Source organism: Corynebacterium sp. HMSC076G08 (genome assembly GCF_001811515.1).
Classification (GTDB): Bacteria; Actinomycetota; Actinomycetes; order Mycobacteriales; family Mycobacteriaceae; genus Corynebacterium; species Corynebacterium hiratae.
Genome location: NZ_KV805017.1, coordinates 33767 through 56928 on the forward strand (window position 1 = coordinate 33767; position 23162 = coordinate 56928).

At 63.0% G+C, this 23162-nt stretch carries 19 protein-coding genes; 11 read left to right on the forward strand and 8 right to left on the reverse strand.

Features of this window, described 5'->3' with window-relative positions:
* Window positions 1-87: 87 nt before the first annotated feature.
* The 4 genes from HMPREF2806_RS03315 to ppk2 all read left to right on the forward strand — a co-directional run bounded on the left by HMPREF2806_RS03315 (window position 88) and on the right by ppk2 (window position 6086).
* Entirely contained in the window at window positions 88-2061 is a 1974-nt protein-coding gene (locus HMPREF2806_RS03315) for an OPT family oligopeptide transporter (RefSeq protein WP_070516188.1), read from the forward strand.
* A 279-nt stretch (window positions 2062-2340) separates the two neighbouring features.
* A complete protein-coding gene (gene groL / locus HMPREF2806_RS03320; RefSeq protein WP_046647185.1) occupies window positions 2341-3987 on the forward strand; it encodes a chaperonin GroEL in 1647 nt (548 codons plus the stop codon).
* A 495-nt stretch (window positions 3988-4482) separates the two neighbouring features.
* A complete protein-coding gene (locus HMPREF2806_RS03325) occupies window positions 4483-4662 on the forward strand; it encodes a PorH family porin (RefSeq protein ID WP_046647186.1) in 180 nt (59 codons plus the stop codon).
* 524 nt (window positions 4663-5186) lie between these two features.
* On the forward strand, window positions 5187-6086 hold the full coding sequence (ppk2, locus tag HMPREF2806_RS03330; protein ID WP_049154699.1) for a polyphosphate kinase 2: 900 nt from the start codon (window positions 5187-5189) through the stop codon (window positions 6084-6086).
* 59 nt (window positions 6087-6145) lie between these two features.
* Here the strand turns inward: ppk2 and HMPREF2806_RS03335 are convergent, their stop codons facing one another.
* The 4 genes from HMPREF2806_RS03335 to HMPREF2806_RS03350 form a co-directional block, all read right to left on the reverse strand.
* Window positions 6146-10111, reverse strand: coding sequence for a Pls/PosA family non-ribosomal peptide synthetase (locus tag HMPREF2806_RS03335; RefSeq protein WP_070516190.1), 3966 nt, complete (start codon window positions 10109-10111; stop codon window positions 6146-6148).
* Window positions 10112-10588 carry a MarR family winged helix-turn-helix transcriptional regulator gene (locus HMPREF2806_RS03340; protein ID WP_070516193.1) on the reverse strand — a complete coding sequence of 159 codons (477 nt, stop codon included), beginning with the start codon at window positions 10586-10588 and terminating at the stop codon, window positions 10112-10114.
* A gap of 60 nt (window positions 10589-10648) precedes the next feature.
* On the reverse strand, window positions 10649-10978 hold the full coding sequence (locus HMPREF2806_RS03345; protein ID WP_070516195.1) for a type II toxin-antitoxin system HicB family antitoxin: 330 nt from the start codon (window positions 10976-10978) through the stop codon (window positions 10649-10651).
* A gap of 135 nt (window positions 10979-11113) precedes the next feature.
* Complete coding sequence (locus HMPREF2806_RS03350; RefSeq protein WP_010188796.1) at window positions 11114-11416, reverse strand: rhodanese-like domain-containing protein; 303 nt, start codon at window positions 11414-11416, stop codon at window positions 11114-11116.
* A 102-nt stretch (window positions 11417-11518) separates the two neighbouring features.
* Here HMPREF2806_RS03350 and pabB point away from each other — a divergent pair, with 102 nt between their 5' ends.
* Window positions 11519-14155 carry an aminodeoxychorismate synthase component I gene (gene pabB / locus HMPREF2806_RS03355; RefSeq protein ID WP_070516197.1) on the forward strand — a complete coding sequence of 879 codons (2637 nt, stop codon included), beginning with the start codon at window positions 11519-11521 and terminating at the stop codon, window positions 14153-14155.
* Between the two features lie 57 nt (window positions 14156-14212).
* Here pabB and HMPREF2806_RS03360 read toward each other — a convergent pair whose 3' ends face one another.
* On the reverse strand, window positions 14213-14869 hold the full coding sequence (locus tag HMPREF2806_RS03360; RefSeq protein WP_012715319.1) for a LuxR C-terminal-related transcriptional regulator: 657 nt from the start codon (window positions 14867-14869) through the stop codon (window positions 14213-14215).
* A 3-nt stretch (window positions 14870-14872) separates the two neighbouring features.
* Entirely contained in the window at window positions 14873-15577 is a 705-nt protein-coding gene (locus HMPREF2806_RS03365; protein ID WP_070516199.1) for a sensor histidine kinase, read from the reverse strand.
* Between the two features lie 98 nt (window positions 15578-15675).
* On the opposite strand from HMPREF2806_RS03365, the gene HMPREF2806_RS03370 reads away from it, so the two are divergent.
* The 3 genes from HMPREF2806_RS03370 to HMPREF2806_RS03380 are packed head-to-tail and all read left to right on the forward strand — an operon-like array spanning window position 15676 to window position 18685.
* Complete coding sequence (locus tag HMPREF2806_RS03370; protein ID WP_049154705.1) at window positions 15676-16362, forward strand: ABC transporter ATP-binding protein; 687 nt, start codon at window positions 15676-15678, stop codon at window positions 16360-16362.
* Window positions 16359-17759, forward strand: a complete 1401-nt coding sequence (locus tag HMPREF2806_RS03375) for an FtsX-like permease family protein (RefSeq protein WP_070516202.1) — start codon at window positions 16359-16361, stop codon at window positions 17757-17759. Before HMPREF2806_RS03370 ends, HMPREF2806_RS03375 begins: the two co-directional genes overlap by 4 nt.
* Window positions 17756-18685 carry a S41 family peptidase gene (locus tag HMPREF2806_RS03380; protein WP_070516204.1) on the forward strand — a complete coding sequence of 310 codons (930 nt, stop codon included), beginning with the start codon at window positions 17756-17758 and terminating at the stop codon, window positions 18683-18685. Before HMPREF2806_RS03375 ends, HMPREF2806_RS03380 begins: the two co-directional genes overlap by 4 nt.
* 78 nt (window positions 18686-18763) lie before the next feature.
* Here the strand turns inward: HMPREF2806_RS03380 and HMPREF2806_RS03385 are convergent, their stop codons facing one another.
* Window positions 18764-19321 (reverse strand): endonuclease domain-containing protein, encoded by a 558-nt coding sequence (locus tag HMPREF2806_RS03385; RefSeq protein WP_232745242.1) that lies wholly within the window; start codon window positions 19319-19321, stop codon window positions 18764-18766.
* 484 nt (window positions 19322-19805) lie between these two features.
* The gene (locus tag HMPREF2806_RS03390; protein WP_010188812.1) at window positions 19806-20279 is read right to left on the reverse strand and encodes an inorganic diphosphatase; all 474 of its coding nucleotides are present in this window, start codon (window positions 20277-20279) and stop codon (window positions 19806-19808) included.
* 69 nt (window positions 20280-20348) lie between these two features.
* Here HMPREF2806_RS03390 and dacB point away from each other — a divergent pair, with 69 nt between their 5' ends.
* Genes dacB through hpt form a run of 3 tightly spaced genes read left to right on the forward strand, consistent with a single transcriptional unit; the run spans window position 20349 to window position 23155 of the window.
* Window positions 20349-21635 carry a D-alanyl-D-alanine carboxypeptidase/D-alanyl-D-alanine endopeptidase gene (gene dacB / locus HMPREF2806_RS03395; protein ID WP_070511124.1) on the forward strand — a complete coding sequence of 429 codons (1287 nt, stop codon included), beginning with the start codon at window positions 20349-20351 and terminating at the stop codon, window positions 21633-21635.
* Window positions 21625-22578 (forward strand): tRNA lysidine(34) synthetase TilS, encoded by a 954-nt coding sequence (gene tilS, locus HMPREF2806_RS03400; RefSeq protein ID WP_083306495.1) that lies wholly within the window; start codon window positions 21625-21627, stop codon window positions 22576-22578. Before dacB ends, tilS begins: the two co-directional genes overlap by 11 nt.
* Window positions 22568-23155: a hypoxanthine phosphoribosyltransferase gene (gene hpt, locus HMPREF2806_RS03405; RefSeq protein ID WP_049154711.1), complete on the forward strand. Its 588-nt coding sequence runs from the start codon at window positions 22568-22570 to the stop codon at window positions 23153-23155. The genes tilS and hpt overlap by 11 nt, the downstream gene beginning before the upstream one ends.
* The last annotated feature ends 7 nt before the right edge of the window (window positions 23156-23162 follow it).

The following is a 23162-nucleotide window of genomic DNA, read 5'->3' on the forward strand; positions in this document are numbered from 1 at the left end:
TCAACTCGGCCTACCGGCCGCTAGGTAGTAACATATGCACGGTTCTAGTCCATATTGTTTATAAGTTCTTTTTAGAAAGGACCTGACATGGCGTCTACCACCGCCGAAGGTTCCCAGTCCACGCTCCGCGAGCTCACGCTGCGCGGCATCATCATTGGTGGGCTCATCACTCTTATCTTTACCGCCGCCAACGTGTATCTGGGCCTCAAGGTGGGCCTGACGTTCGCTACGTCCATTCCCGCCGCCGTGATCTCCATGGCGGTGCTGCGCCGTTTTGCCGGGCACAACATCAAGGAAAACAACATCGTGCAGACCATCGCCTCTGCGGCCGGCACGTTGTCCGCGATCATCTTCGTGCTCCCGGGCTTGGTCATGGTGGGCTACTGGCAGGGCTTTTCCTTTATCGATACCGCCGCGGTCTGCGCCATCGGCGGTGTGCTCGGCGTGATGTACTCCATTCCGTTGCGCCGTGCGCTGGTGACGGGCTCGGACCTGCCCTATCCGGAAGGCGTGGCCGCGGCGGAGGTCCTCAAGGTGGGCGATAGCACCGGTGAGGAGGGCGAGGCCGCCCACGAAGAGAACACGAAGGGCCTGCACGTCATCCTTTTTGGCGGCATCCTTTCTGCCGTCATGGCACTGCTGGCGGCTATGAAGGCAGCCGCCTCCGAGGTGGCCACCTACTTCAAGCTGGGCCCGGGCGCGACGACGCTGGGTAGCTCCCTCTCGCTGGCGCTGGTCGGCGTGGGCCACCTCGTGGGCTTGGCCGTGGGTATTGCGATGCTCGTCGGCGTGGTCATCTCCTACCTCATCCTGCTGCCCATCCTCACCGGTGGTGAGGGGCTGGGTGATCCGGCCACGCTCATGGACACTGTTGATTCCGTCTTCTCCGGCCGGATTCGTTTCATCGGCGTGGGCACCATGGCTATCGCCGCGATCTGGACGCTGATCAAGATCACCGGCCCGATTGCCAAGGGCATGGCTGAGTCCTTCGCCTCCTCCCGTGACCGCAAGGGCGGGCAGCAGGTAGCGGTGGAGGAGCGCGATATTCCGGCGCCCTATGTCATTGGCACCATCCTGGTCCTGATGATTCCGATTGGTCTGCTGCTGTGGAACTTCGTGCGCGGCACCGATATTCACGACCACATGGCCGTCCTCATCACGGTCTCCGTACTCTTCACCTTGCTCGTGGGCCTGATCATCGCGTCGGTGTGTGGCTACATGGCTGGCCTCATCGGTGCCTCCAACTCGCCGATTTCCTCCATCGGCATCATCGCGGTCATCGCTGCCGCGCTGATCATTGCCGCCGTGACCCGCGGGACGGACGCGGAGCCGCTGTCGCTGGTGGCCTACACGCTGTTTACTGCGGCCATTGTTTTCGGTATCGCGACTATTTCCAATGACAACCTGCAGGACCTCAAGACCGGTCAGCTGGTCGGTGCGACGCCGTGGAAGCAGCAGGTAGCGCTCATTATCGGTGTCCTCTTCGGCTCCCTGGTGATTCCGCCGATTCTGCAGGTCATGCTCACCGGCTTCGGCTTCCAGGGCATGGAAGGCGCTGGTGAGGACGCACTGGCTGCACCGCAGGCCGCGCTGATGTCTTCGGTAGCCTCCGGTATTTTCGATAACTCCCTGCCGTGGGATCTCATCGGTCTGGGCGCGGCTATTGGTGCCGTCATCATCATCGTGGACGAGTGCCTGCGCCACTTCACCGACAAGTACTCCCTGTCCCCGCTGGCCGTGGGCATGGGCATGTACCTGCCGGCAGCCATCACCATTGTGGTGCCGATCGGCGCTTTCTTGGGCTACTTCTACAACCGGTGGGCGGCCCGCCAGTCCAAGCCGGACTTTGCTAAGCGCATGGGCACGCTGCTGGCCACCGGCCTCATCGTGGGTGAGTCCCTCTTCGGCGTGGTCAATGCGGGCATCATCGCGGCATCAGGCGGCGATTCCCCGCTGGAGATCTTCGAGGGCGGCACGGCAGCCAAGTTCGTGGGTGTCATCCTCTTCGTTGCCGGCATTGCCGCGGCGTATAAGTGGACAGCGAAGAAGGCTGCGGCTTAAGAGCGACAGGGACTTCGTTGTGACGGGCGGTTCGATCTAGCGGGCGGTTCGTTTTCGTGGGCGGTGCTTTCGCACCGCCCGTTCGTGTTGAATCTTGCAGTCGGTAGGTCTGAGTGCCAGAATGGTCGCTAGCACTTCCACATGGCAAGTGCCAGAAATGAATCAAAATCATCTATGTGGTTGGGGCTGGAGAACACTCGCCAGCCGTGCCGTCGCGGGCGTCCGTCATAGATCCAGACGTGAGTGTCGTCCTCAACAAAGCTTAAGGAGCACAAACACATGGCAAAGATCATTGCCTTCGATGAAGAGGCACGTCGCGGCCTCGAGCGTGGTCTCAACACGCTTGCCGACGCCGTCAAGGTCACCCTCGGCCCCAAGGGCCGCAACGTCGTCCTGGAGAAGTCCTGGGGCGCCCCGACCATTACTAACGACGGTGTCTCCATCGCGCGCGAGATCGAGCTCGAGGACCCGTACGAGAAGATCGGCGCAGAGCTGGTCAAGGAAGTAGCCAAGAAGACTGATGACGTTGCCGGTGACGGCACCACCACCGCTACCGTTCTGGCCCAGGCTCTCGTGCGTGAGGGCCTGCGCAACGTAGCTGCTGGTTCCAACCCGATGGGCATTAAGCGTGGCATTGAGGCCGCCACCAAGAAGGTTGTTGACTCCCTGCTCTCCTCCGCGAAGGAAGTAGAGACCCAGGAAGAGATCGCCACCACCGCTGGCATCTCCGCCGCTGACCCGGCAATCGGCGAGAAGATCGCCGAGGCTATGTACACCGTGGGCAACGGCTCCGTAAACAAGGACTCCGTTATTACCGTTGAGGAGTCCAACACCTTCGGCGTTGACCTTGAGGTCACCGAAGGCATGCGCTTCGACAAGGGCTACATCTCTGGCTACTTCGCTACCGACATGGAGCGCCAGGAGGCTGTCCTCGAGGATCCGTACATCCTGCTGGTTTCCTCCAAGGTCTCCAACATCAAGGACCTCGTTCCGCTGCTGGAGAAGGTCATGCAGACCGGCAAGCCGCTGCTGATTATCGCTGAGGATGTTGAGGGCGAGGCCCTGTCCACCCTCGTAGTCAACAAGATCCGCGGCACCTTCAAGTCCGTTGCCGTGAAGGCTCCGGGCTTCGGCGACCGCCGCAAGGCCACCCTGCAGGACATGGCTATCCTCACCGGCGGCCAGGTCATCTCCGAGGAGGTCGGCCTGTCCCTGGAGACCGCTGAGATCGAGTACCTCGGCCAGGCACGCAAGGTTGTCGTGACCAAGGACGAGACCACCATCGTTCAGGGCGCTGGCTCCCAGGAGCAGATCGACGGTCGCATCAAGCAGATCCGCGCCGAGATCGAGAACTCCGATTCTGACTACGACCGCGAGAAGCTGCAGGAGCGCCTAGCCAAGCTGGCCGGCGGCGTGGCAGTCCTCAAGGTTGGTGCCGCGACCGAGGTTGAGCTCAAGGAGCGCAAGCACCGCATCGAGGACGCCGTGCGCAACGCTAAGGCAGCTGTCGAAGAGGGCATCGTCGCCGGTGGTGGCGTGGCTCTGCTGCAGGCAGCCGATGTCCTGGATTCCCTCTCTGACCTCACCGGTGACGAGGCAACCGGCGTCAAGATCGTCCGCGAAGCCCTGTCTGCTCCGCTGAAGCAGATTGCTCAGAACGCAGGCCTGGAGCCGGGCGTTGTTGCCGACAAGGTTGCGTCCCTGCCGGCTGGCCAGGGCCTCAATGCGGCTACTGGCGAGTACGTGGACCTCATGGCCGCTGGCATCAATGACCCGGTCAAGGTCACCCGTTCCGCACTGCAGAACGCTGCGTCCATCGCGGCCCTGTTCCTGACCACCGAGGCAGTTGTGGCTGATAAGCCGGAGCCGGCCGGTGCAGGCGCGGGCATGCCGGATCCTGACGCAATGGGCGGCATGGGCTTCTAGTGCCTAGCTCCCTGGGCTGAAGCGTCTCGTCGCCGCAGCCCGTAGCAAAACGAACGCTCCCCACGGTCAACCGTGGGGAGCGTTCTCTGTTCTGAGACCTTTTTGTGTCCTTATGTCACCCCGGATGGGGGTAGACGAGCGTGTTCTTGCGGAAAATATCTCGCGCTTTTACTTTGTTTGTCAGGCCTATGAATCGCTAGTGAAGCGGCTAGCGTTACGTTCTGCAGAAAATTTCTTGGAGCCTCGCGCCTGATGCTGTTTATTTCCGCAGTTAGAGGCGTTGTTACTGGTTAGGTTAAGGTCGGGTGAATAAATAACGCTCGTTGCATGCTTGATCCGCAATAATCTTCACCCGAAAAATTAACTAGCCTAAACGCTTGCAAAGTCGGGGAGGTGTGCCAAAATAGTTTCCTGTGACGCCCGTTGAGGGTGTCTGCAAAACCGCAAACCCCCTCCGGGCACTTCTGAGTCCGGACTTCACAAAAGGAGACCATAATGGATCTTTCTTTCGTTGCTGATCAGCTGGGCAACTTCGCTGACTTCGCTTCCGGCATCAAGAACCTCTTCCAGGGCTTCGCTAAGGCTTTCGACATCATCGCTGGTGCTGCTACCGCTGACTCCGTTGAGGTAACCCCGGACACCTCCAAGCTGGACGCCCTGTCCTCCACGAAGTAATCTTGTGCCCTTCTGAAGGGCGCACTTAATACACACACTTTCAATCCCAAGGAGATTTTAAAATGGAAACCCTGTCTTCCACCGGCATCTTCGGCCTCATCCTGCCGCTTCTCTACGCTCTGGGCGACGCTGCTTCCGGCGCCAAGAAGCTGATCGGCCTGCTCTAAGCAGCACGCTGCTCACGCAGAACTAAGCGTTAACCCCGCTGACCCACTTTGGGCAGCGGGGTTTCTCATTTCCAGAACCCTGGGCCGGCTAGCGCAGTGGCGCGGTACGTTTTCGCAAACATGCCCTTGGGATCATGCGGTTTCCGGACCTTGCACGCGAAAACGTACCATCGCGTAAGCGGGGCAGGTACGGATCGATCATTTAAGGCCCCAGAACTTCGATTCTTGGGGCACTATTTGTGAGAAACGTACATTCTGGGCGGCTGCTGCCGCCCGTTTGCCACTACGGGGGTAAATTGGGCGGCGGCAACCAGTTTTATCGCGCCGGATGCCTGTTTCATAGATAGAATTATTGGCATGGCTGACATTAAAGACGACGAACTCCCCGAGATCGACCTTGCGCAGACCGACGGCTACGTCGTCGATGACTCCGATGAAGACGATCCCTCGCTCATCATGCCGGATGGCTCGCCGGTTGAGACTTGGCGCGAGAACTACCCATACGAAGAGCGCATGACGCGCGATGAGTACGAGTCCATCAAGCGCTCCCTGCAGATCGAGCTGTTGAAGTGGCAGAACTGGACCAAGGAAACCGGCCAGCGCCACATTATCCTCTTTGAGGGCCGCGATGCTGCAGGTAAGGGCGGCACTATCAAGCGTTTCAACGAGCACCTCAACCCGCGTGGTGCCCGCACCGTAGCGCTGGAGAAGCCGTCCCCGCGCGAATCCACGTCGTGGTACTTCCAGCGCTATATTCAGCACTTCCCGTGCGGTGGTGAAATCGTCTTCTTTGACCGCTCCTGGTACAACCGCTCCGGCGTGGAGCGCGTCATGGGCTTCTGTACGGAATCCCAGCACGCAGAGTTCCTGCGCGAGGTTCCGATGCTGGAGAACATGATTCTCGGCTCCGGCATTTCGCTGACTAAGTTGTGGTTCTCCGTGACCCGCAAGGAGCAGCGCACCCGCTTCGCCATCCGCCAGATCGACCCGGTCCGTCAGTGGAAGCTTTCGCCCATGGACTTGGCCTCTCTGGATAAGTGGGATGATTACACCCGCGCCAAGGAGGAGCAGTTCCGTTACACCGATACTGAAGAGTCTCCGTGGATCACCATCAAGTCCAACGACAAGAAGCGCGCCCGCATTAACGCGATGCGCTACGTGCTCTCCAAGTTTGAGTACACCAACAAGGACCACGAGCTCGTTGACCAGGTGGACGACAAGATCGTCAAGCGTGGTCGCGACCAGATCGGTGACTAGTCTCGACGCATAAAGAAAGGAGGCGGCAGGAAATCCTGCCGCCTCCTTTCTTTGCCTATCTAGTGCTTCCAGGGCTCAATCGGGTTGCCCTGCCACTCGGAGTTGCTCGGAACCTGGTCGCCGCGCATGACCAGCGAGCCGGGGCCAACGGTTGCCACGCTGCCGATGACCGAGGCCGGCAGCGCCACCGAATGCGAGCCCAGGGTAGCGCCGGCCTTGATGGTGACGGTATCTAGGCTCATGACGCGGTCCTGGAAGAGGTGCGTTTGCACCACGGTGCCGGGGCCGACGGAAGCGCCTTCGCCCACAAAACACAGGTCCGTTTCCGGGAACCAGTAGGAGTCGATCCACGCGCCGCGGCCAATCGTCACGCCCAGCGCGCGCAGGCCCTGGTTGATTTCACCCATGCCATAGGCGTGGGTGAAGAACCACGGGGCGGCAACCGCCTCCACAAAGGTGTCCTGCAGCTCGTTGAGCCACACGAAGGCGGACCACAGTGGGTGGTCGCCAGCTGTCTGCGTGCCCACGCAGATCCACTTGACCGCCACGGTGATCACCATCGCGATAGCGCCGGCCACCATGAGGACGACACCGCCGAGGGCCCAGGCGGCGGCGATGCCGAGGGCGTCGGCCAGCGCGTAGAGTGATGCCAACGTGCCCGCCAGCAGCATGGCCGAGGTCATCGGCGCCAGCAGGCGCATGGTCTCAATCGCACCACGCGCGGCCTTGACCCCAAAGCCCGGGTTGTAGGTGAGGGACTCGCCCTCCACACCGTCCACGTGGGCCTCCACGCGGCGCATGCGCTCCGGCGGGGAACCCCACCAGTTGGCGCCGGACTTGGTCTTCTTCGGCGTCGAGGACAGCACCGCCACCAGCGAGTTCTTCGACAGCTTACGGCCCGGGCCAGTGATTCCGGAGTTGCCCACGAAGGAACGCTTGCCCACCTTGGTCTCACCCGTGAGCATCCAACCGCCGCCGAGCTCATAGCCGCCGATCATGGTGTCATCCGCCAAGAAGGCGCCGTCCTTGACCTCGGTGAGCTTGGGCACCATGACGGCCGTGGAAATCTCCACGTCCTTGCCAATCGTTGCACCCAGCGAACGCAGCCACGCCGGGGTGAGCTGCGAGGCGTAGATGGGGAAGAGCTGCGTGCGGGCCTCGTCCATAAGGCGCTCGATGGCCCACAGGCGCCAGCCCTTGGCGGAGCGCACCGGTGCCACACCGGGCTTGATACCCAGCGAGAGGATGCGCACGCCCAGCCAGGTTTGCAGCATGAAGGTGGCAAACGCCGCCAGGGCACCGAGCGGAGCGAAGAAGATAGAGCCGACGTAAGGGGAACCGTCGGTCACCGCGATGAGGGCAACGACCACGGCAGCGCCCACGGCCAGCGCCACGATGGGCTGGAAGGCCAGCAAGATAGAGGTAGCGCCGTAGATGGCTACCCACCACGGGCGGCGCTTCGGGGCATGCGACGGGAAGCGGTGCTTGGAGCGGCCCACCTTCTTGGCAGGAGAGCCGGACCAACGCTGGCCGTCCTTGATCTTCTTGCGCCCAGTGACGGTGGAGCCAGCCTCGACGTGGGCATCCTTGCCCACGACGGTGCCTGGGAGCAGCGTCGAGCGCGCGCCCACGCGAGCGCCTTCCTTGACCTCAATGGCGCCGACGTGCAGGATATCGCCGTCGAGCCAGTAGCCGGAGAGATCGACCTCGGGCTCAATCGCGGCGTGCTTGCCCAAGGTCAGCAGACCCGTCACAGGCGGCAGCGAGTGCAGGTCCACTCCGCGGCCCATCTTCACTCCCAGCGCGCGGGCATAGTTGTTGACCCACGTAGCGCCCGCGATCGAGCGCGAACCAGAAGCATCCGCCCAGCGCTCCGCTGCCCAAATACGCAGGTGCGTGGAGCCCCCGCGCGGGTACTCGCCGGGCTTAATACCGGTGGTGATCAGCCGCGCGCCGAAACCACCGATGGGGATGCGGCCGATGGGGGTGACAAAGATGACGAGGAGAAGGATGACCAGCCACCACGGGGTGGTCATGGCCCACTCCACACCCAGCAGGTTCGCCAGGTTTGAGCCCAGCAGCAGCCAGGCCAGCCACGTCGTGGCGGCCAGCGTCATGATGGGCAGCTGGATGAGTGTTTGCGCGATGCGCGTGCCAGCGCCGACGGGCTTGACCTCGCGGGCAGGCCCGGCGTCTTCGACGGACTCGGCACCAGCAAGCTGCTCCGCCAGGGATCCTAGGCGCGGGTGGTCGTACAGATCGCGCACGGCCACGGTGGGGAAGCGCTCGCGGATGCGGCCGACCAAGGTCGCCGCGGCCAGCGAGGTGCCGCCGAGGGAGAAGAAGTCTGCGTTGACGTCCTCGACGGACACCCCCAGGGTGTCCACCCACAGCTCCGCCAGCCACTGCTCGGTGGGGTTGAGGCCGTCTGCCTCCACGCCCACTCCCGGCAGCGGCCACGGCAGGGCCTTCTTATCCACCTTGCCGGAGGTGCGAATCGGCAGCTCATCCATGACGCAGATGCGCGGGACGAGCGCTGCCGGCATGGTCTCCGCTAGGCGGGCGTGTGCCGCTTCGTGGTCGAACCCGGCATCCGGGTCATCCAGGGAGACGTAGCCGACGAGCACGGACTCTCCGCCCGGCGTCTTCTGCACGGCCACGGCGGAGTTATACACGTTCGGCAAGGCGGCGACGTTGGCCTCCACCTCACCGAGCTCGATGCGGCGGCCACCAATCTTGACCTGGTCATCGACGCGGCCCACAAAATACAGGCCGTCCTCTTCCAGGCGCACGTGGTCGCCGGTGCGGTAGGCGCGCTCCCAACCCAGGGACTCCAGCGGCGCGTACTTCTCCGCATCCTTCACCGGGTCCAGGTAGGCGGCCAGGCCCACACCACCGATGACGAGCTCGCCCACCTCACCGATGTTCACGGGGACGCCGTGCTTGTCGACGACCACCAGATCCCAACCCTTCAGCGGCAACCCAATCGATACGGGCCTGCCTGGCAGCAGGCGCTGCGCGCAGGCCACGACGGTGGCCTCGGTGGGGCCGTAGGTATTCCACATCTCGCGGTCCTCGGTGGCCAGGCGGTCCGTGAGCTCCTGGGAGCAGGCTTCGCCGCCGACGATGAGGAGGCGGATGTTGTCCAGGGCCTCGGCGGGCCAGAGGCCGGCCAAGGTGGGCACGGTGGAGACCACCGTGATGTCGCGGCGGATGAGCCAGGGGCCTAAGTCCATGCCGGAGCGCACCAGGGAGCGCGGGGCCGGGACCAGGCAGGCGCCGTGGCCCCAGGCCAGCCACATTTCCTCGCAGGAGGCGTCGAAGGCCACGGACAGGCCGGCTAGGACGCGGTCGTCCGGGCCGAGGGGGCCGTGCGGGCTATCCGCCAAAAAGAGGGCAGCTTCGGCGTCCACGAAGGCGGCCGCGGAACGGTGGCTCACGGCCACGCCTTTGGGCTTGCCCGTCGAGCCGGAGGTGAAGATGATCCACGCCGTGTCTTCGGGGTGCGGTTCGTCGAACGCTGTGTCGTCTGCGTTGTCCGCCGTGTCGTTTCTGCCGTGTTCCCGCAGCATGCGGAAGCCCTCATCGGTGAAGACACCGTCGATGTCGGCTTCGCCGAAGACCATCTCGGCGCGCTCATCGGGGTCGTCGGCGTCGACCGGCACGTAGGCCGCGCCGGCGGCGAGTGTGGCCAGGATGGCCAGGTAGAGCTCGCGCTTGCCGGAGGTCATGCGGATGCCGATGCGGTCTCCGCGACGCACGCCGCTGGCGTGGAGCTCGGTGGCCCATGCGGAGACGTCGGCAAGCAGCTCGGCGTAGGTGAGGATTTCACCGTCGTCGAGGGCCGCGGCCTCGGGGTAGTGCTCGGCGGTGGTTTGAACGATATCCCAGAGGGTGCGCGCGGGTGCGGCCTCGGAGCCTAGGAGATAGTGCGCGGGAACCTTGGGCGTTGCTGGGTTCTCGGGCTTGTCCGCCTGGAGGGCGTGGCGGCCCCCAGTACTGGGAAGATTATCGGGCTCCGTCATTTAAGCATCACTGCCTTCAGCATCAGCAGGCGCGTCCGCCGCGATGATGGCGGTGGCCAGCTTACGCAGGTGCTTGAGCTGCTTATTGGTGGACTCGTCGAGGGCCTCGTCCTCTGCTTTGGCTACCAAAACGGCGAGCTCCTTATGGGCCTTCACGCCTTTCTTGGTGGAGGCAATGATTTGGCGGCGGCGGTCTTTGGCATCGCGCTCGCGCTTGACCCAGTTGCGAGACTCCAGGGAATCCAGCAAACGCACCATGTCGGAGGCGTCAATGGCCAAGGTTTCTGACAGCGCGGACTGGGAGGATGCGGCCTCCGCAACCAGGCAGGTGAGAACCCAGTACTCGCGCAGGGTGGTGCGCTTCGTTTGCAATGCGGCCTCGACGCCTTCGCGGGTGCGGCGGCGGAGGCGCTCCAGCTGGAAGGAGGGGGACTCGAGGAGCGAGGTGGGAATCGATACGGAGTTAAAGGTAGGCATGCCGACGATACTACGCGCCTACCGTAGCAAACTTAAATCATGGGTTATGGCCCATTAGTTTCAGGCTGAGGCTAGCTTCTGCATAATAAGTGTGTTGAGAGAAACGCCTTCCCGTTCTGCTTCGATGGTCAGGTCTCGGTGAAGTGACTGAGGTATGCGGAGGTTGAACTTCCCCGAGTAGCTTCGCTGTCCGAATGGTTCCGGGATGTGTTCATTGTTGCGTTGCATATCTTCTAGGGTTTCTTCGACGACGCTGCGCAACTCGGACTCAGCGGTGGCTGCAGTGGAGTCGAGCCATGACAAGGAGGGGAACTCTAGGACGGTGGCAACGAACTCTCCATCCTCTTCGGACCACGCGGTTTGGTAGGTGTATTTGTCTGCGAGGTTCATGGTCTGCTCCTAGAAATGGAAGTCACACACAAGTTGCAGCTCTGAGAAGCGGACGTTTGTCCGTGAGGTCCGCATCTTTGTGAGGATCTTTTCTATCTTGGAAACCACACCTGTATGGTACCGCAAATGGTACCACTAGTGGTTTGGGTAAACCATAGGGCAGCCTTGTGCTTTCCAACCATCCGTGCCGCCCTCGACGTTGATGACGTCCCAGCCCTTTGCCTGCTCGAGGTACTGGCAGACCTGCATGCTGCGCCCGCCTGCATGGCAGATGACGTAGATATCGCGGTCCGGGTCAATCTCGTCGAGACGCTCGACTAGGTCTCCCATCGGGATGTGCGTGGCGCCCTGGGCGTGCTCGGTGTTCCACTCGTGGTCCTCGCGGACGTCGATGAGCTGGGCGTTCTCGGGTACTTCGGTGGGTTGTACGTTCTGCATGCGCACCAGCTTACGCGGGCGCGGTTGTGAGGCTGGTGGGGCACTGTAGCGTGAGTAGCACTTTCGGCCCCGGCGCTCCCTTATGCCACACTTATTCAGGTGATGAACTCCAGCACTGTCGCGCTTATCCCCGGAGACCCCTCGGGTCGCTTCTTTGGCTCTCGAGTGCTGGTGGTGGATAACTTTGACTCCTTCACCTTCAACATCGTGGACTACCTGGTGCGGTTAGGCGCTGAGGTTGGGGTCACCCCCAATACCCAGCCCGTGCCGCTGACCGGCTACAACGCGGTGGTTCTCTCACCGGGGCCGGGAACTCCAGAGTGTGCGGCGGACATCGGCTTTTGCGCCGAGGTTCTAGAGCGTGCCACGGTGCCGGTGCTGGGGGTGTGCCTGGGCTTCCAGGCGATGGCCCAGCACCTCGGCGCACGGATCGCTCCGGCCCCAGAGCCTGTGCACGGGCGGGTGAGCACCATACATTGCTCCGAGGATCCGCTCTATGTCGGGATTCCCACCTGTCACGATGTGGTGCGCTATCACTCATTGGTGGTAGATAAGCTGCCTTCCGGTATGAAGGAACTCGCGCATACGACAGATGGCCTCATCATGGCTGGCCGCAGCGAAGAACGCCGCTGGTGGGGCGTGCAGTACCACCCGGAGTCGATTTGTAGCGAACACGGTCTCCGGCTCTTCGAGAACTTCCTGGCTATCGCTTGTCCCGAAGCAAACGAGGTGGCATCTCCTGACGTCAAAATCGACACCCCCTCAGTTGCGCCCCTGCCACCACTGCACGTGGAGGAGCGCCTACTCGCCATCGACCCCCTCGACGTCTTCGATGTCCTAGGCGGCAAAGGGGCGCTGCTAGAGTTCGAGGGCACTTCGATCATTGCACCGTTGGGAGAAATGGTGGGAATGGAAGCACTAGCGGAGCCCCCTCGCTTTTCCCGCCCCGCGGGGTGCCTCGGCGTTCCAGGTGTGTTCGGCTATCTGGGTTACGAGGCCCTCGGCGGCTTGTCCACACGCCACCCTCATGGTCTCTTCCGCGCGCCAGGCGTGGTGGCCATCCAAGGGCAACGAGTGCAACTGATTTGCGAGAAATCCTCGGCCTCCTGGCTGGCACAGACCTGGCGGCTCATTGAAGGACTCGCCGACAGACCTGTTCAACAACGGCGCCTCGATGCCAGCACGATTGGCCCGCTGAACTGTCGTGATACCGCCTCCAGTTATAAGGAAAAGATCCGCCGCGCTCAAGAGCTCATCAGTGCGGGTGAGACCTACGAAGTCTGCCTCACTACCAGCCTCGAGGCGGCAGCCGAACTCGATCCGCTGGCCCTCTACCAGCGCCTTCGGCAGCAGGTGCCCGCGCCGATGCGTTCGTTGTTGGTGCTCCCTGAGCTCGCAGTGGCTAGCGCCTCCCCGGAACGCTTCCTTAAAGTGTCTGGCGGCGTCGTCTGCTCGGAGCCGATCAAAGGCACCCGCCCACGTGGCCACAACCCCACCGCCGATGAACAGCTGCGGGCGGACCTGGCCAGTAACCCGAAGGATCACGCGGAAAACCTCATGATCGTTGACCTAGTGCGCAACGATCTCACCCGTGTGGGGATTCCAGGCACCGTGCATGCCGAAGAACTCTTCGCGGTTCGCAGCTTTGCCACCGTGCACCAGTTGGTCTCCACCGTTTCTGCTCGGTTGTGCCCGGATGCCTCGCTTATCGACGTCCTCCGCTCCACCTTTCCCGGTGGCTCTATGACCGGTGCGCCGAAAGTCCGCACCATGGAGATCATCCGTGAGCTCGAGGCCGCACCGCGTGGGGTGTACTCCGGTGCGATTGGCTATCTCGGCTGCGATGGCAGCGCTGATTTCGCCATGACTATCCGCAGCATCGTTCTGCATTCCGGGAAGCTACACTATGGCGTCGGCGGAGCGGTTCTGGTGCTCTCCGACCCGGATGCCGAGTGGCAGGAGGTCGTGGATAAGTCCACCCCGCTGCTCAAACTCTGTGAGCAGTCTTTCCCTGGTGATCACTGCTACCGCTTCGAAGCCGGTGGCCTTCTTCCCGTCCCATCGATTCCCGAGCCCTTGCTCATCGACTCCTTCCGCCTTGAAGAGGGCCAGGTGCGCGGTTTCGATCTGCACCGCGAGCGTTTCATCGCGGGCGCACAAGCCCTGGGGCTGGATTCCCCGACATCGTTTCTGGAAGCAGTCCAGGAACACCTGCCCAACCGAGGCCGGTGGTTCCCGTGTCTGGAGGCTGGCCCCAGCGGTTTCGCACTTCGGTTGCGCCCTCTTCCTACTCAGCGGAAAACCACCCGTTTGCACAGCGCTACGGCAACAGTGGAATATCCGCATGTCAAGGGGCCGAATCTGGTGCTGTTCTCAGAGCTTCGTGAGCAGGACGATACCTTGCTCATCTCCGACGAGGGCGTGGTCTGCGAAACCACCACCGCAGCGCTCATCGCCTGGGATGGCGACACGATGCTCACGATGGACGCGCCTCGGCTGCGTTCGGTCACTGAGTCTCTGCTGGTTGCTGCGGTGGGAGAAGAGGGGAGCGTCGAAAAGCGCAAGCTCGGCCTGTCCGATCTTGCCGGCCTAGAGTTGTGGACCCTCAACGCCTTGCACGGGATTACCCCGGTGGTGGAGCTCGACGGGAAGCCGCAGCCGGCACCCGACGCCGCACGCCTTGAGCACTGGCGCAGCGTGCTAGATAGTATGTGCGCTACAATTCCGCGAACCCAATGAGCACGATCCCGCTCTATCTCAACGCCTCATAGCAGCATTCGATGCTCGCCTTGGGCTTTAGCGGTGCGCGGAGAGGTACTCCAGAATGGCTTTCACGCGGCGGTTGTCCTCGCTGGGGTCGAGACGCAGCTTGGTGAAGATGTTGGAAACGTGCTTGGCCACCGCGGCGGAAGACAAAACGAGCTCGGCGGCGATGTCCTTGTTGGACTTTCCGCGGGACATCAACTCGAGGACCTCGCGCTCGCGCGGGGTGAGCTCGCCCAGGCCGCTGCGCCCAGAGCTCATGAGAGCCTGCGCCACGGTGGGGTCGATGACGGTGCCGCCCTGGGCCACCACGTCCAGGCTCGAGAGGAAGTCCCGTACCTCGGAGACGCGGTCCTTCAACAGGTAGCCGGTGCCGGCATCGGGGGAGTCGAAGAGTTCCACCGCATATGCGGGGGCCACATACTGGGAGAGCACCATGACGGGCAGACCCGGGTATGCATTTCTCAAGTTTACGGCGGCTTTCAAGCCGTCATCGCCCATACCTGGCGGCATGCGCACGTCCGTGATGACGATGTCCGGAAGCTCATCGCGCAGCTTATCCACCACGGCCTCCAAAGCTGGAGCAGAATCCGCCTGGCCCACAATTGAATGCCCGCGGCGCTCCAGAAGGCCGGCGAGGCCCTCGCGCAGAATGGCGGAGTCATCCGCCACCACGATTCTCAAACTCATTTCTTAAACTCCTGACTGTCCGCGATCGAGAAGAAGTGGAATCGAGCATGCCAGCCTCGTGGGCCCGCCCGGGGGAGAGCTCAGCGTCATCTCCCCGCCAAAGGCGGCGAGGCGCTCGGCCATCCCCGCCAAGCCGTGACCTTGTACAACCTGCGCGCCACCCGGGCCCTCATCCACCACGGTGATGCGCAGCGAATCATCCGCGATCACTAAAACAGACACCGGCGCGCCGGGCGCGTGCTTGGCCGCGTTGGTCAAAGCCTCCGTGCCGAAGAAGTAGCCGCAGGCCAGCACGGAGGCGGAAAGCTTGGGCAAAGGATGCGGGGCGAAGACACTGACGTGGGGGCCGTGGGAGGAGGAGACGTCGGCAAGCGCGGCGACCAAACCGTGATCCTGCAGCACCTGTGGGTGGATGCCGTGCACCGTGGCGCGCAGGGAGTGCAGGCCGCGGTCCACGTCCTGCTTGGCAGCGGTGAGAAGCTCGGCAATTTCAGAGGGGGCGTCGAGAAGAGCCTCCCCCAACTTCATGCTCGCGGCCACGAGGTATTGCTGCGCGCCGTCGTGCAAGTCGCGCTCGATGCGGGCGCGCTCCACCTCATAGGCGTCCGCGATGGCGCGGCGCGAGGCCGTGAGCTGTGCAATCTTCTGCGCCTGCTGTTGCTCATGGTTGGTGGGCTGGGGTTTTCTTCGGAACACGGCTTTCAGCATAACGGGCGCTACCGACTACAGGGGTAGTGCTGGCACTACCTTAAAGAGCAACGCTAGGACTGTTCTTTATGAGGGCCCGAGACGGTGAAATGAGAGACATGGCACAGACACTTTCCCTGACAGACATCACCAAGGATTTCGGCGGCGGCCCGGTGCTCGCCGGAATCTCCCTCGACATTGAACCGGGCGAGCTCGTGGCGGTCATGGGGCCGTCTGGTTCCGGCAAGTCCACGCTGTTGCACTGCATGTCCGGCGTGCTGACCCCCACGCACGGCAGCGTGCGCTACGGGGATGACGAGCTCTCCGCGCTTGGCGACGGCCCCCGCTCCCGCCTCCGCCTGCGCAACTTCGGCTTCGTCTTCCAAGATGGCCAGTTGCTTCCGGAGCTGAGCAACGTGGACAACGTGGCGCTGCCCGCGATGCTCAACGGGGTCTCGCGCGGTGCTGCGCGCAAGCGCGCGATGCAGCTGCTGGACCAGCTGGGCTTGGGTGGTTTGGCGGAGCGCCGCCCGGCGCAGGTTTCTGGTGGTCAGGCGCAGCGCGTGACCATTGCGCGTGCGCTGGTGGCTTCCCCGGGCGTGGTCTTCGCCGATGAGCCGACCGGTGCGCTGGATCAGTCCACGGGCCACGAGGTCATGCAGATGCTGACCACCATCGTGCGACAGTCGGGCGCCAGCCTGGTCATGGTCACGCACGACCCGAAGGTGGCCGACTGGATGCAGCGCCGCGTGGAGATTCGCGATGGCATCATCCACGACGACCGCCGCCTCGAGGTGATCCGATGAACACCACGACTTTAGTCTTTGACCTGCAGCGCGAATCGATTCGCGCGCGCTCCGGAACGGGAATCGTCTCGCTTCTGGCAATTGTGAGCCTGACCATTGGTTCCGCCATCGCCTTCCTGGTTGCGGGCGGTACCTGGATGTTCTGGGAGCGCGCTCAGCACGTTGAGGATGCCGCGCCCGCTCTGCAGGAGGCCTTCGGCAACGAGATGGAGGCCTTCCTCTATCCCTGGTTCGCCCTGGCCCTGCTGGCCTGCGCCTTCATTCTTCCGGCGTTGTTTAACCTCACAGCCCAAGCCGCCGTCCTCGGTGCGTCCGGTAGGGAGCAGCGCCTGGCGACCCTGCGCCTTCTGGGATTGAGCTCCCGCCAGGTGGAGCGCATGGCCATCGTGGAGACCGGTCTGCAAGCCATCCTCGGCATCGTGCTCGGTGGGCTTATCAGCCTGCTCATCGCGCCGGTCTTTACGCAGGTGGATTTCCAGATGCGTTCTATTGCTGTATCCGAGATTCTCCTCCCGTGGTGGGGCTACCTCGCTGTGGCCGGCGTGCTCTTCCTGCTGGCCATCGGCGCCGCACTCGTCGGCATGCAGCGCGTGCGCGTGAGCCCGCTGGGCGTCGCCAAGCGCCAGATGCCCGCGGCCTACCGCTGGTGGCGCGTCATCGCCTTCCTCATCATCGCGGGTATCGGTGGTGTGCTGCTTTCCGGCAAGGCGGGCCCGCCTACCGCCATGGTCATCGTGGTCATGTTCGGCATGGTGATGAGCATCAACCTCATTTCTCCCTTCATCCTGCAGCTCGGCGCGTACATCATGTCCCTCTTCCCTGGAAACGCGCACTTCGTGGCCTGCCAGCGCGTGGCGGGCAATGCGCGCCCGGCATGGAAGCGGAGTGCTGCCATCGGGTTCTTCGGCTACCTAGCCGGATTCCTCGTTGCCGCGCCCCTAGGCTCTGATGCCTTGGCCATGGTTCTCAATGAGGACCCGGGGATGAACGTGGTGTTCAAGGACATCTCCACAGGCGTCTTATTAACCCTCATCTTCGGCTTCACGCTGACCACCATGTCCATCATCCTGGGGCAGGTCTCCGGCATCTTTGAGGACAAGGAACTCATCCGCTCCCTGGATCTTATGGGCGTGCCGCGCGGCTTCCAGTTCCGCTCCGGCGCCCTGACCATCATGGGGCCAGTAGTCGGCTTGAGCTTCTTCGGCTTCCTCTTTGGTGGCAGTATCGCCGCGCTGATGTTCTTCTCCAGCGTCGAGCAAAGCGACGTCGATGTTCTCGGCCGCATGCTCATGGCCTTTGGTTTCCTGGCCATCGGCTGGCTGGTCACGCTGCTTGCCATTGTCCTTGTTGAACCCCTGCGCGGCTACGTGCTGCGGACTGGAGGTCGAAAAGAATGAAAACGGTACTGAAAATCTTCGGCGGACTCTTTCTCGTTGCTCTTGTTGCTGTGGCCACAGCCGTGTATTTCTTCGGCCCCTCCTATGGCGGGGCGCTGCTGGGCAAGCCCTACTTCCTCTTCAATGCCAGCGAGAAGCGCATCAACACTGCGATGGTGGATACTGCCGCGATCTCCGGAATCTATGGCGAGAGCGAAGAATTCCAGCGTGCCCGCGAGGCCTTCAAAGCGGACCCCACGAACGCTGAGCTCCTCGATGCCGCCATCAACGCTGCCGGTGGCAAGCACTCCAAAGTCTTTAGCACCGAAAAGGAAAAGGCCGCCGAAAGCGCTGAGCCTTCGGTTGACTTCAACGATGGCGTCTTGCGCGCTACCGTGCCCTCCATCGGCCGCCACGATGACGGCCAAGCCTACGCCGACACTTTGGCCCACGGTCTGACCTCTCACCCGGAGGCCTGTGCTGCCGTGGTGGATCTGCGCGGCAATGACGGCGGGGACATGGGCCCGATGTACGCGGGCTTAAGCCCCCTTCTGCCGGATGGCACCGCCCTCTCCTTCGTCAGCCGAATGACTACTTCTGACGTGGTCATCGACGGTAATTCCGTTACCGGCGGTGGCACGCCCACCACCACGTCGGGCGGCAAGCTGAACATTCCCGTCGCCGTGCTCACCGACGACGAGACCGCCTCCTCCGCCGAAGCCACCCTCCTGGCCTTCCGCGGGCTGGACAACACACGGACCTTTGGCAAGCCGACCGCCGGCTACGCCTCCGCCAACGTGGTCCTGGACTATCCGGACGGCCGCTCGCTCATGCTCACCACGGCCAAGGACAAGGCGCGCACGGGCGAGGAGTTCGCCGAGGATCCCATCGCTCCCGATGCACCCGAATCCGAGCTCGACGGATGGCTTGCTTCCCGCTGCAGTTAGTTAGCTGCAGTGTTAGTAAGCCGCAGCGTTAGCCAGCCCGGTTCGTTGTCGGCACGTTGCTGCTGTTCAGCCGCAACGCTAGCCTGCCCAACGCTCGCGCTCCCACCGCCAGTAGTGGTGCCACTTCCAGGGCGGGGCGACGAACTCGCCCCGCCCTTTGATAACTGCGAGGACCTGGTGAACAGCGACGTCAAGGTGGTGCTCAATCGTGGCGGCGGTGAAGTGGAGGGGCCGATAGCCGCGCTGGACGGCGTCGTTCAGCTTTTGGCGGTCGATTTCGAAACGTTGTCGGTTCTCGCCTTTGTGATAGGCGTAGCCGTCCACCTCGATGGCCACCTTGTGCTCCTCGAGCACCAAGTCCCAGCGGTAGGGCCCAATCCGCACGTTGTTGCGGACTTTGGCGTGGGGCTCAAGGCCCCGGGTGAGGTCGCGCTCCGGCTTGCTATCCGCCCCGACGATGGCCTTTTCCAACACCTCACGCGTGTGCTTGGGCAGGCGGCGAAAGTCCAGCTGTTCGGTCTCGATGCGCGAGCGCCCGTGCGGCCCGGCGAAGAAGGCCTCGATGAAGGCCACGGCATCCTCCTGCGCCATCGCCTCAATACATTGCAGCGGGCTGCAGACGTTCACCCCGTTCATGCTGCCCAGCGCCTTAGGCCGTGCCCGCCGGCTGCGAAAATACGTGCTCGATGCCATCGTTCCTGCGCGCAGAAAATAAAGTGGGTAGGTCAGCTCTTGGCCAAGATATTGCTGAGCTGCGGAATAGCCGTCCAAGGCTGAGTCCGGCCAACGCCGTGAGACGACTTCAGCGAGCTCGCGCGGCGTTGGCACCGCAGATAAGTACAGACCGCGACAAATCTTGATTGCTCGGCCGTTAGCAGCGCGGCGAGTCCCCGCGCGTCCCTCGAAAATCTCCATGTGCCCCCGATGAGTACGGTTCTAACAATTAAGCCCCCAGAAACCGCTGTTTTCGGCCCCCTATTTGATCGAATCGTACGTCACGAATGAGGAGTTGTCGCGGTGACAAAGAAAAAGGACGTTTCGATCAACTAAGGCCTCTCAAACCCTTGGTTTTGGGCCCCTATTTGATCGAAACGTCCCTCAACGTGCGGACCGTGGCGGCTTACTTGAAGCGAGCCTTAGCCTCTTCGAGGATCTTCTCTGCCTCAGCCTTGTCTCCCCAGCCGGAGCCGGTAACTTCCTTGTTCGGCTCCAGGTCCTTGTAGCGGGTGAAGAAGTGCTCGATCTCGTCCTTGATGTGCTGCTCTACATCGTTGATGTCCTGGTAGCGCTCCCAGCGCGGGTCATCGACGACGGCGAGCAGCTTGTCGTCGCCACCGGCCTCGTCGGTCATCTTGAACACGCCGAGGACGCGAGCCTCAACGACAACGCCCGGGAAGACCGGCTCCGGGAGGATGACCAGCGCGTCCAACGGGTCACCGTCCTCACCCAGGGTGTGGTCGATGAAGCCGTAGTCAGCCGGGTAGGCCATCGGGGTGAACAGGTAGCGGTCGAGGTGGACCTTGCCGGTCTCGTGATCGATCTCGTACTTGTTGCGGGAGCCCTTTGGGATCTCGATGGTTACTTCAACGCTCACGGCTGAATCCTCCATAACTAATAGGTTGGCATGTGCTCCGCTTAGTCTACCGCGCTAGTCTAAAGGGCGATGAAAGCTAAGCATGTCTGGTGGAGTACTGCGGCCCTCGTCACGGCGGGAGCCGTGGCGGCGACGGCCGCCTTGGGCGTAGAAATCCAGCGCACCTACGATCACCTGGACCACGGCCAGCCCTATAAACAGGAAGAACCCACAACACTGGTCCAGCCCGTCGAGCCCGGTGATATCGACGCCGCCGCGCTCAAAGCCAGGTTGGATGAGCTAGGCAAGGACAAGGCTCTAGCCACTTTCGGCGGGCAGATCATCGACACCACCACCCAGGACGTGCTGTGGGAGCGCGAGCCCGCAAAGCCGCTGACCCCGGCCTCCGCCACCAAGGTCCTCACCCTCGCCGCGGCTACGCTCAAGCTCGACGAAGAAGAGCGCCTGACCACCGAAGTGGTCGCAGGTGAGCACGAGGGCGAGATCGTTATCAAGGCCGCCGGCGATGTCTGGCTGACGGACGAGCGCCTCGATGAGCTGGCGGAACAGATTCAGCAGAAGATGGATACCGTCACGCGGGTCTCCATCGACACGTCCATCTGGGCCGGGCCCGACCAGGCACCGGGCTGGGATGATGACAATATTGACGGCGGTTTCGTCGCCCCCATCCAGCCGGCCATGCTCTACGGTGGGCGCATTGGGGAGAAGACCGGCGACGTTCCGCGCTCCCACGAGCCGGCCCTCGACGTCGCCCGCGCGTTGGCCTCCCGCCTGGGAACCGACAAGGCGGACACGAGCTCAGCGCCCGAGAACACCGAGGTCATCGCAGCTACAGAATCTGAGCCGTTGGCTTTGCGCGCCCAGGAAGCGGTGAAGGATTCCGATAACGTCATGGCGGAGGCCATCGCCCGCGAGCTGGCCGTCAGCCAGGGCGCGGAAGCAAGTTTCGAGGGCGCCACGAAAACCATGCTCGACGTGCTTAAAGGCCACGGCATCGACATCAGCGACATCACCCTCAAAGACGGTTCCGGCCTGTCCCGCGATAACCGCATCCCCGCCGACGTACTCGCCCACATCATGGACCAGGCCGTAGCCACCGAGGAGCTGCGCCCGCTGTTGGGCTACCTGCCCCTCGCCGGCGGTGAGGGCACGCTCTACCAGCGCTACCCCGATTCGCCGGCCCGCGGGTACGTTCGCGCCAAAACCGGCACCCTCACGGGAACCTCCGCGCTGACCGGCACCGCCCAGGGCCAGTCGGGTCGCGTGTACGCCTTCGCCTTCTTAGTCAACGACGGCGAAGTCACCTCCGCCCGCCAAGCCCAAGATGCTCTCGCCGCTGCCCTCCATGACTTCTAAGAAACCTTTTTGGCCGCGCAGAAGCCCCAACTTTTTGGCGTGCCGCGTCGCCGCCCGCGCCGTGGTCGGTGAGCAGCCACGCGCCATCGCCGTGGGCTTGTCCGGCGGGGCCGATTCCTTGGCGCTGACCGCCGCTCTCGTGGCCGAAGGACACGAGGTGACAGCGCTCTGCGTCGACCACGGCTTACAGGAAGGCTCGGCCGCGCAGGCGCGCCGGGCTGCCGAGCAGGCCCGCGCCTTGGGGGCGGGGGCGGAGGTGTTGCGGGTGGACGTCGGCAAGCAAGGCTCCGTGGAGGCCGAAGCCCGCGCCGCCCGGTACCGTGCCTTCGCGCCCTGGGGTGAGGTGGCGGTGGCGCATACCGCTGATGACCAGGCCGAAACCCTGCTGCTGGGTGCCCTGCGGGGGAAGGTCGCGGGCATGCGCGAGCGCTCCGAGGTGGAGGGCGTGCGCGTTGTGCGCCCCCTGCTGAGCGTGCGCCGCGCCCAGACCGAGGCCGCCTGCGCGGAGCTGGGGCTGGAGGTCTGGCAGGACCCCCAGAACCAGGACCGAGCCTTCCGCCGCGTGGCCCTGCGCCGCGAGCTCCTCCCGCGGCTGCAGGAGATCGTGGGCGGTGACCCCGTCCCGGCCTTAGCCCAGGCAGCCCACGACGCCGCGCTTGACGACGTCCTCCTCAGCACCCACCCCACCACCGACTGCGCCGAGCTGGCCGTTCTCCCAGAACCGAAGCGCCGCCGGGCGATCGCTGCGTGGCTGCGCGAGGAGGGAATAGAGGTTACGCGCGAGGCGGTGCGCGGCATCGATGCCCTGTGCACGCAGTGGCATGGCCAAGGCCCCGTCGCCGTCCGTGGGGAAAAGAAAGGTACAAGGTTGGAAGTCGCACGCGTTGGTGGCAAACTGTCACTATTGCCTCGGTCAGCAAAGGAGCGCTCACGTGCACGATAACCATGATTTAGCCGTCCCCGCCCATCCTTATGGAGAGGACATCAAAAACGTTCTCATCACCGAAGACGATCTTCAGGCGCGCATCCAAGAGATGGCGGATCGCGTGTCCAAGAAATACAGCAATGCCGACGATGACCTCATCTTGGTCTGCGTGCTCAAGGGCGCGGTCTTCTTCCTGACGGATTTCGCCCGCAAGCTGGCTATCCCGTCCCAGCTGGAGTTCATGGCGGTCTCCTCTTACGGCAACTCGGCCTCCTCCTCGGGGGTTGTGCGCATTCTGAAGGACTTGGACCGCGATATCGAGGGCCGCGATGTGGTCATCGTGGAGGACATCATTGATTCCGGCCTGACTTTGTCGTGGCTTATCCGTAACCTGCAGGGCCGCCAGCCACGATCCCTTGAGGTGGTCACCCTGTTGCGCAAGCCAGAGGTGGTTAAGGCAGAGCTTGACCTGTTCGATGTAGGCTTCGATATCCCCAACGAGTTTGTCGTGGGGTATGGCCTGGATTTTGCCGAGCGCTACCGTGACCTGCCCTATGTAGGTACGCTGCATCCGGCGGTCTACAGCAACGATTAATCTTTAT

What these genes read in the sequence shown, in the direction of transcription:
- HMPREF2806_RS03385 (WP_232745242.1), bottom strand. Translation starts at nt 19,321, where the DNA reads ATGAACGGGGTGAACGTCTGCAGCCCGCTGCAATGTATTGAGGCGATG.
- HMPREF2806_RS03340 (WP_070516193.1), bottom strand. Translation starts at nt 10,588, where the DNA reads ATGCCTACCTTTAACTCCGTATCGATTCCCACCTCGCTCCTCGAGTCC.
- HMPREF2806_RS03325 (WP_046647186.1), top strand. Translation starts at nt 4,483, where the DNA reads ATGGATCTTTCTTTCGTTGCTGATCAGCTGGGCAACTTCGCTGACTTC.
- tilS (WP_083306495.1), top strand. Translation starts at nt 21,625, where the DNA reads ATGACTTCTAAGAAACCTTTTTGGCCGCGCAGAAGCCCCAACTTTTTG.
- HMPREF2806_RS03360 (WP_012715319.1), bottom strand. Translation starts at nt 14,869, where the DNA reads ATGAGTTTGAGAATCGTGGTGGCGGATGACTCCGCCATTCTGCGCGAG.
- groL (WP_046647185.1), top strand. Translation starts at nt 2,341, where the DNA reads ATGGCAAAGATCATTGCCTTCGATGAAGAGGCACGTCGCGGCCTCGAG.
- pabB (WP_070516197.1), top strand. Translation starts at nt 11,519, where the DNA reads ATGAACTCCAGCACTGTCGCGCTTATCCCCGGAGACCCCTCGGGTCGC.
- dacB (WP_070511124.1), top strand. Translation starts at nt 20,349, where the DNA reads ATGAAAGCTAAGCATGTCTGGTGGAGTACTGCGGCCCTCGTCACGGCG.
- HMPREF2806_RS03350 (WP_010188796.1), bottom strand. Translation starts at nt 11,416, where the DNA reads ATGCAGAACGTACAACCCACCGAAGTACCCGAGAACGCCCAGCTCATC.
- HMPREF2806_RS03335 (WP_070516190.1), bottom strand. Translation starts at nt 10,111, where the DNA reads ATGACGGAGCCCGATAATCTTCCCAGTACTGGGGGCCGCCACGCCCTC.
- HMPREF2806_RS03380 (WP_070516204.1), top strand. Translation starts at nt 17,756, where the DNA reads ATGAAAACGGTACTGAAAATCTTCGGCGGACTCTTTCTCGTTGCTCTT.
- HMPREF2806_RS03370 (WP_049154705.1), top strand. Translation starts at nt 15,676, where the DNA reads ATGGCACAGACACTTTCCCTGACAGACATCACCAAGGATTTCGGCGGC.
- HMPREF2806_RS03345 (WP_070516195.1), bottom strand. Translation starts at nt 10,978, where the DNA reads ATGAACCTCGCAGACAAATACACCTACCAAACCGCGTGGTCCGAAGAG.
- HMPREF2806_RS03365 (WP_070516199.1), bottom strand. Translation starts at nt 15,577, where the DNA reads ATGCTGAAAGCCGTGTTCCGAAGAAAACCCCAGCCCACCAACCATGAG.
- ppk2 (WP_049154699.1), top strand. Translation starts at nt 5,187, where the DNA reads ATGGCTGACATTAAAGACGACGAACTCCCCGAGATCGACCTTGCGCAG.
- HMPREF2806_RS03315 (WP_070516188.1), top strand. Translation starts at nt 88, where the DNA reads ATGGCGTCTACCACCGCCGAAGGTTCCCAGTCCACGCTCCGCGAGCTC.
- HMPREF2806_RS03375 (WP_070516202.1), top strand. Translation starts at nt 16,359, where the DNA reads ATGAACACCACGACTTTAGTCTTTGACCTGCAGCGCGAATCGATTCGC.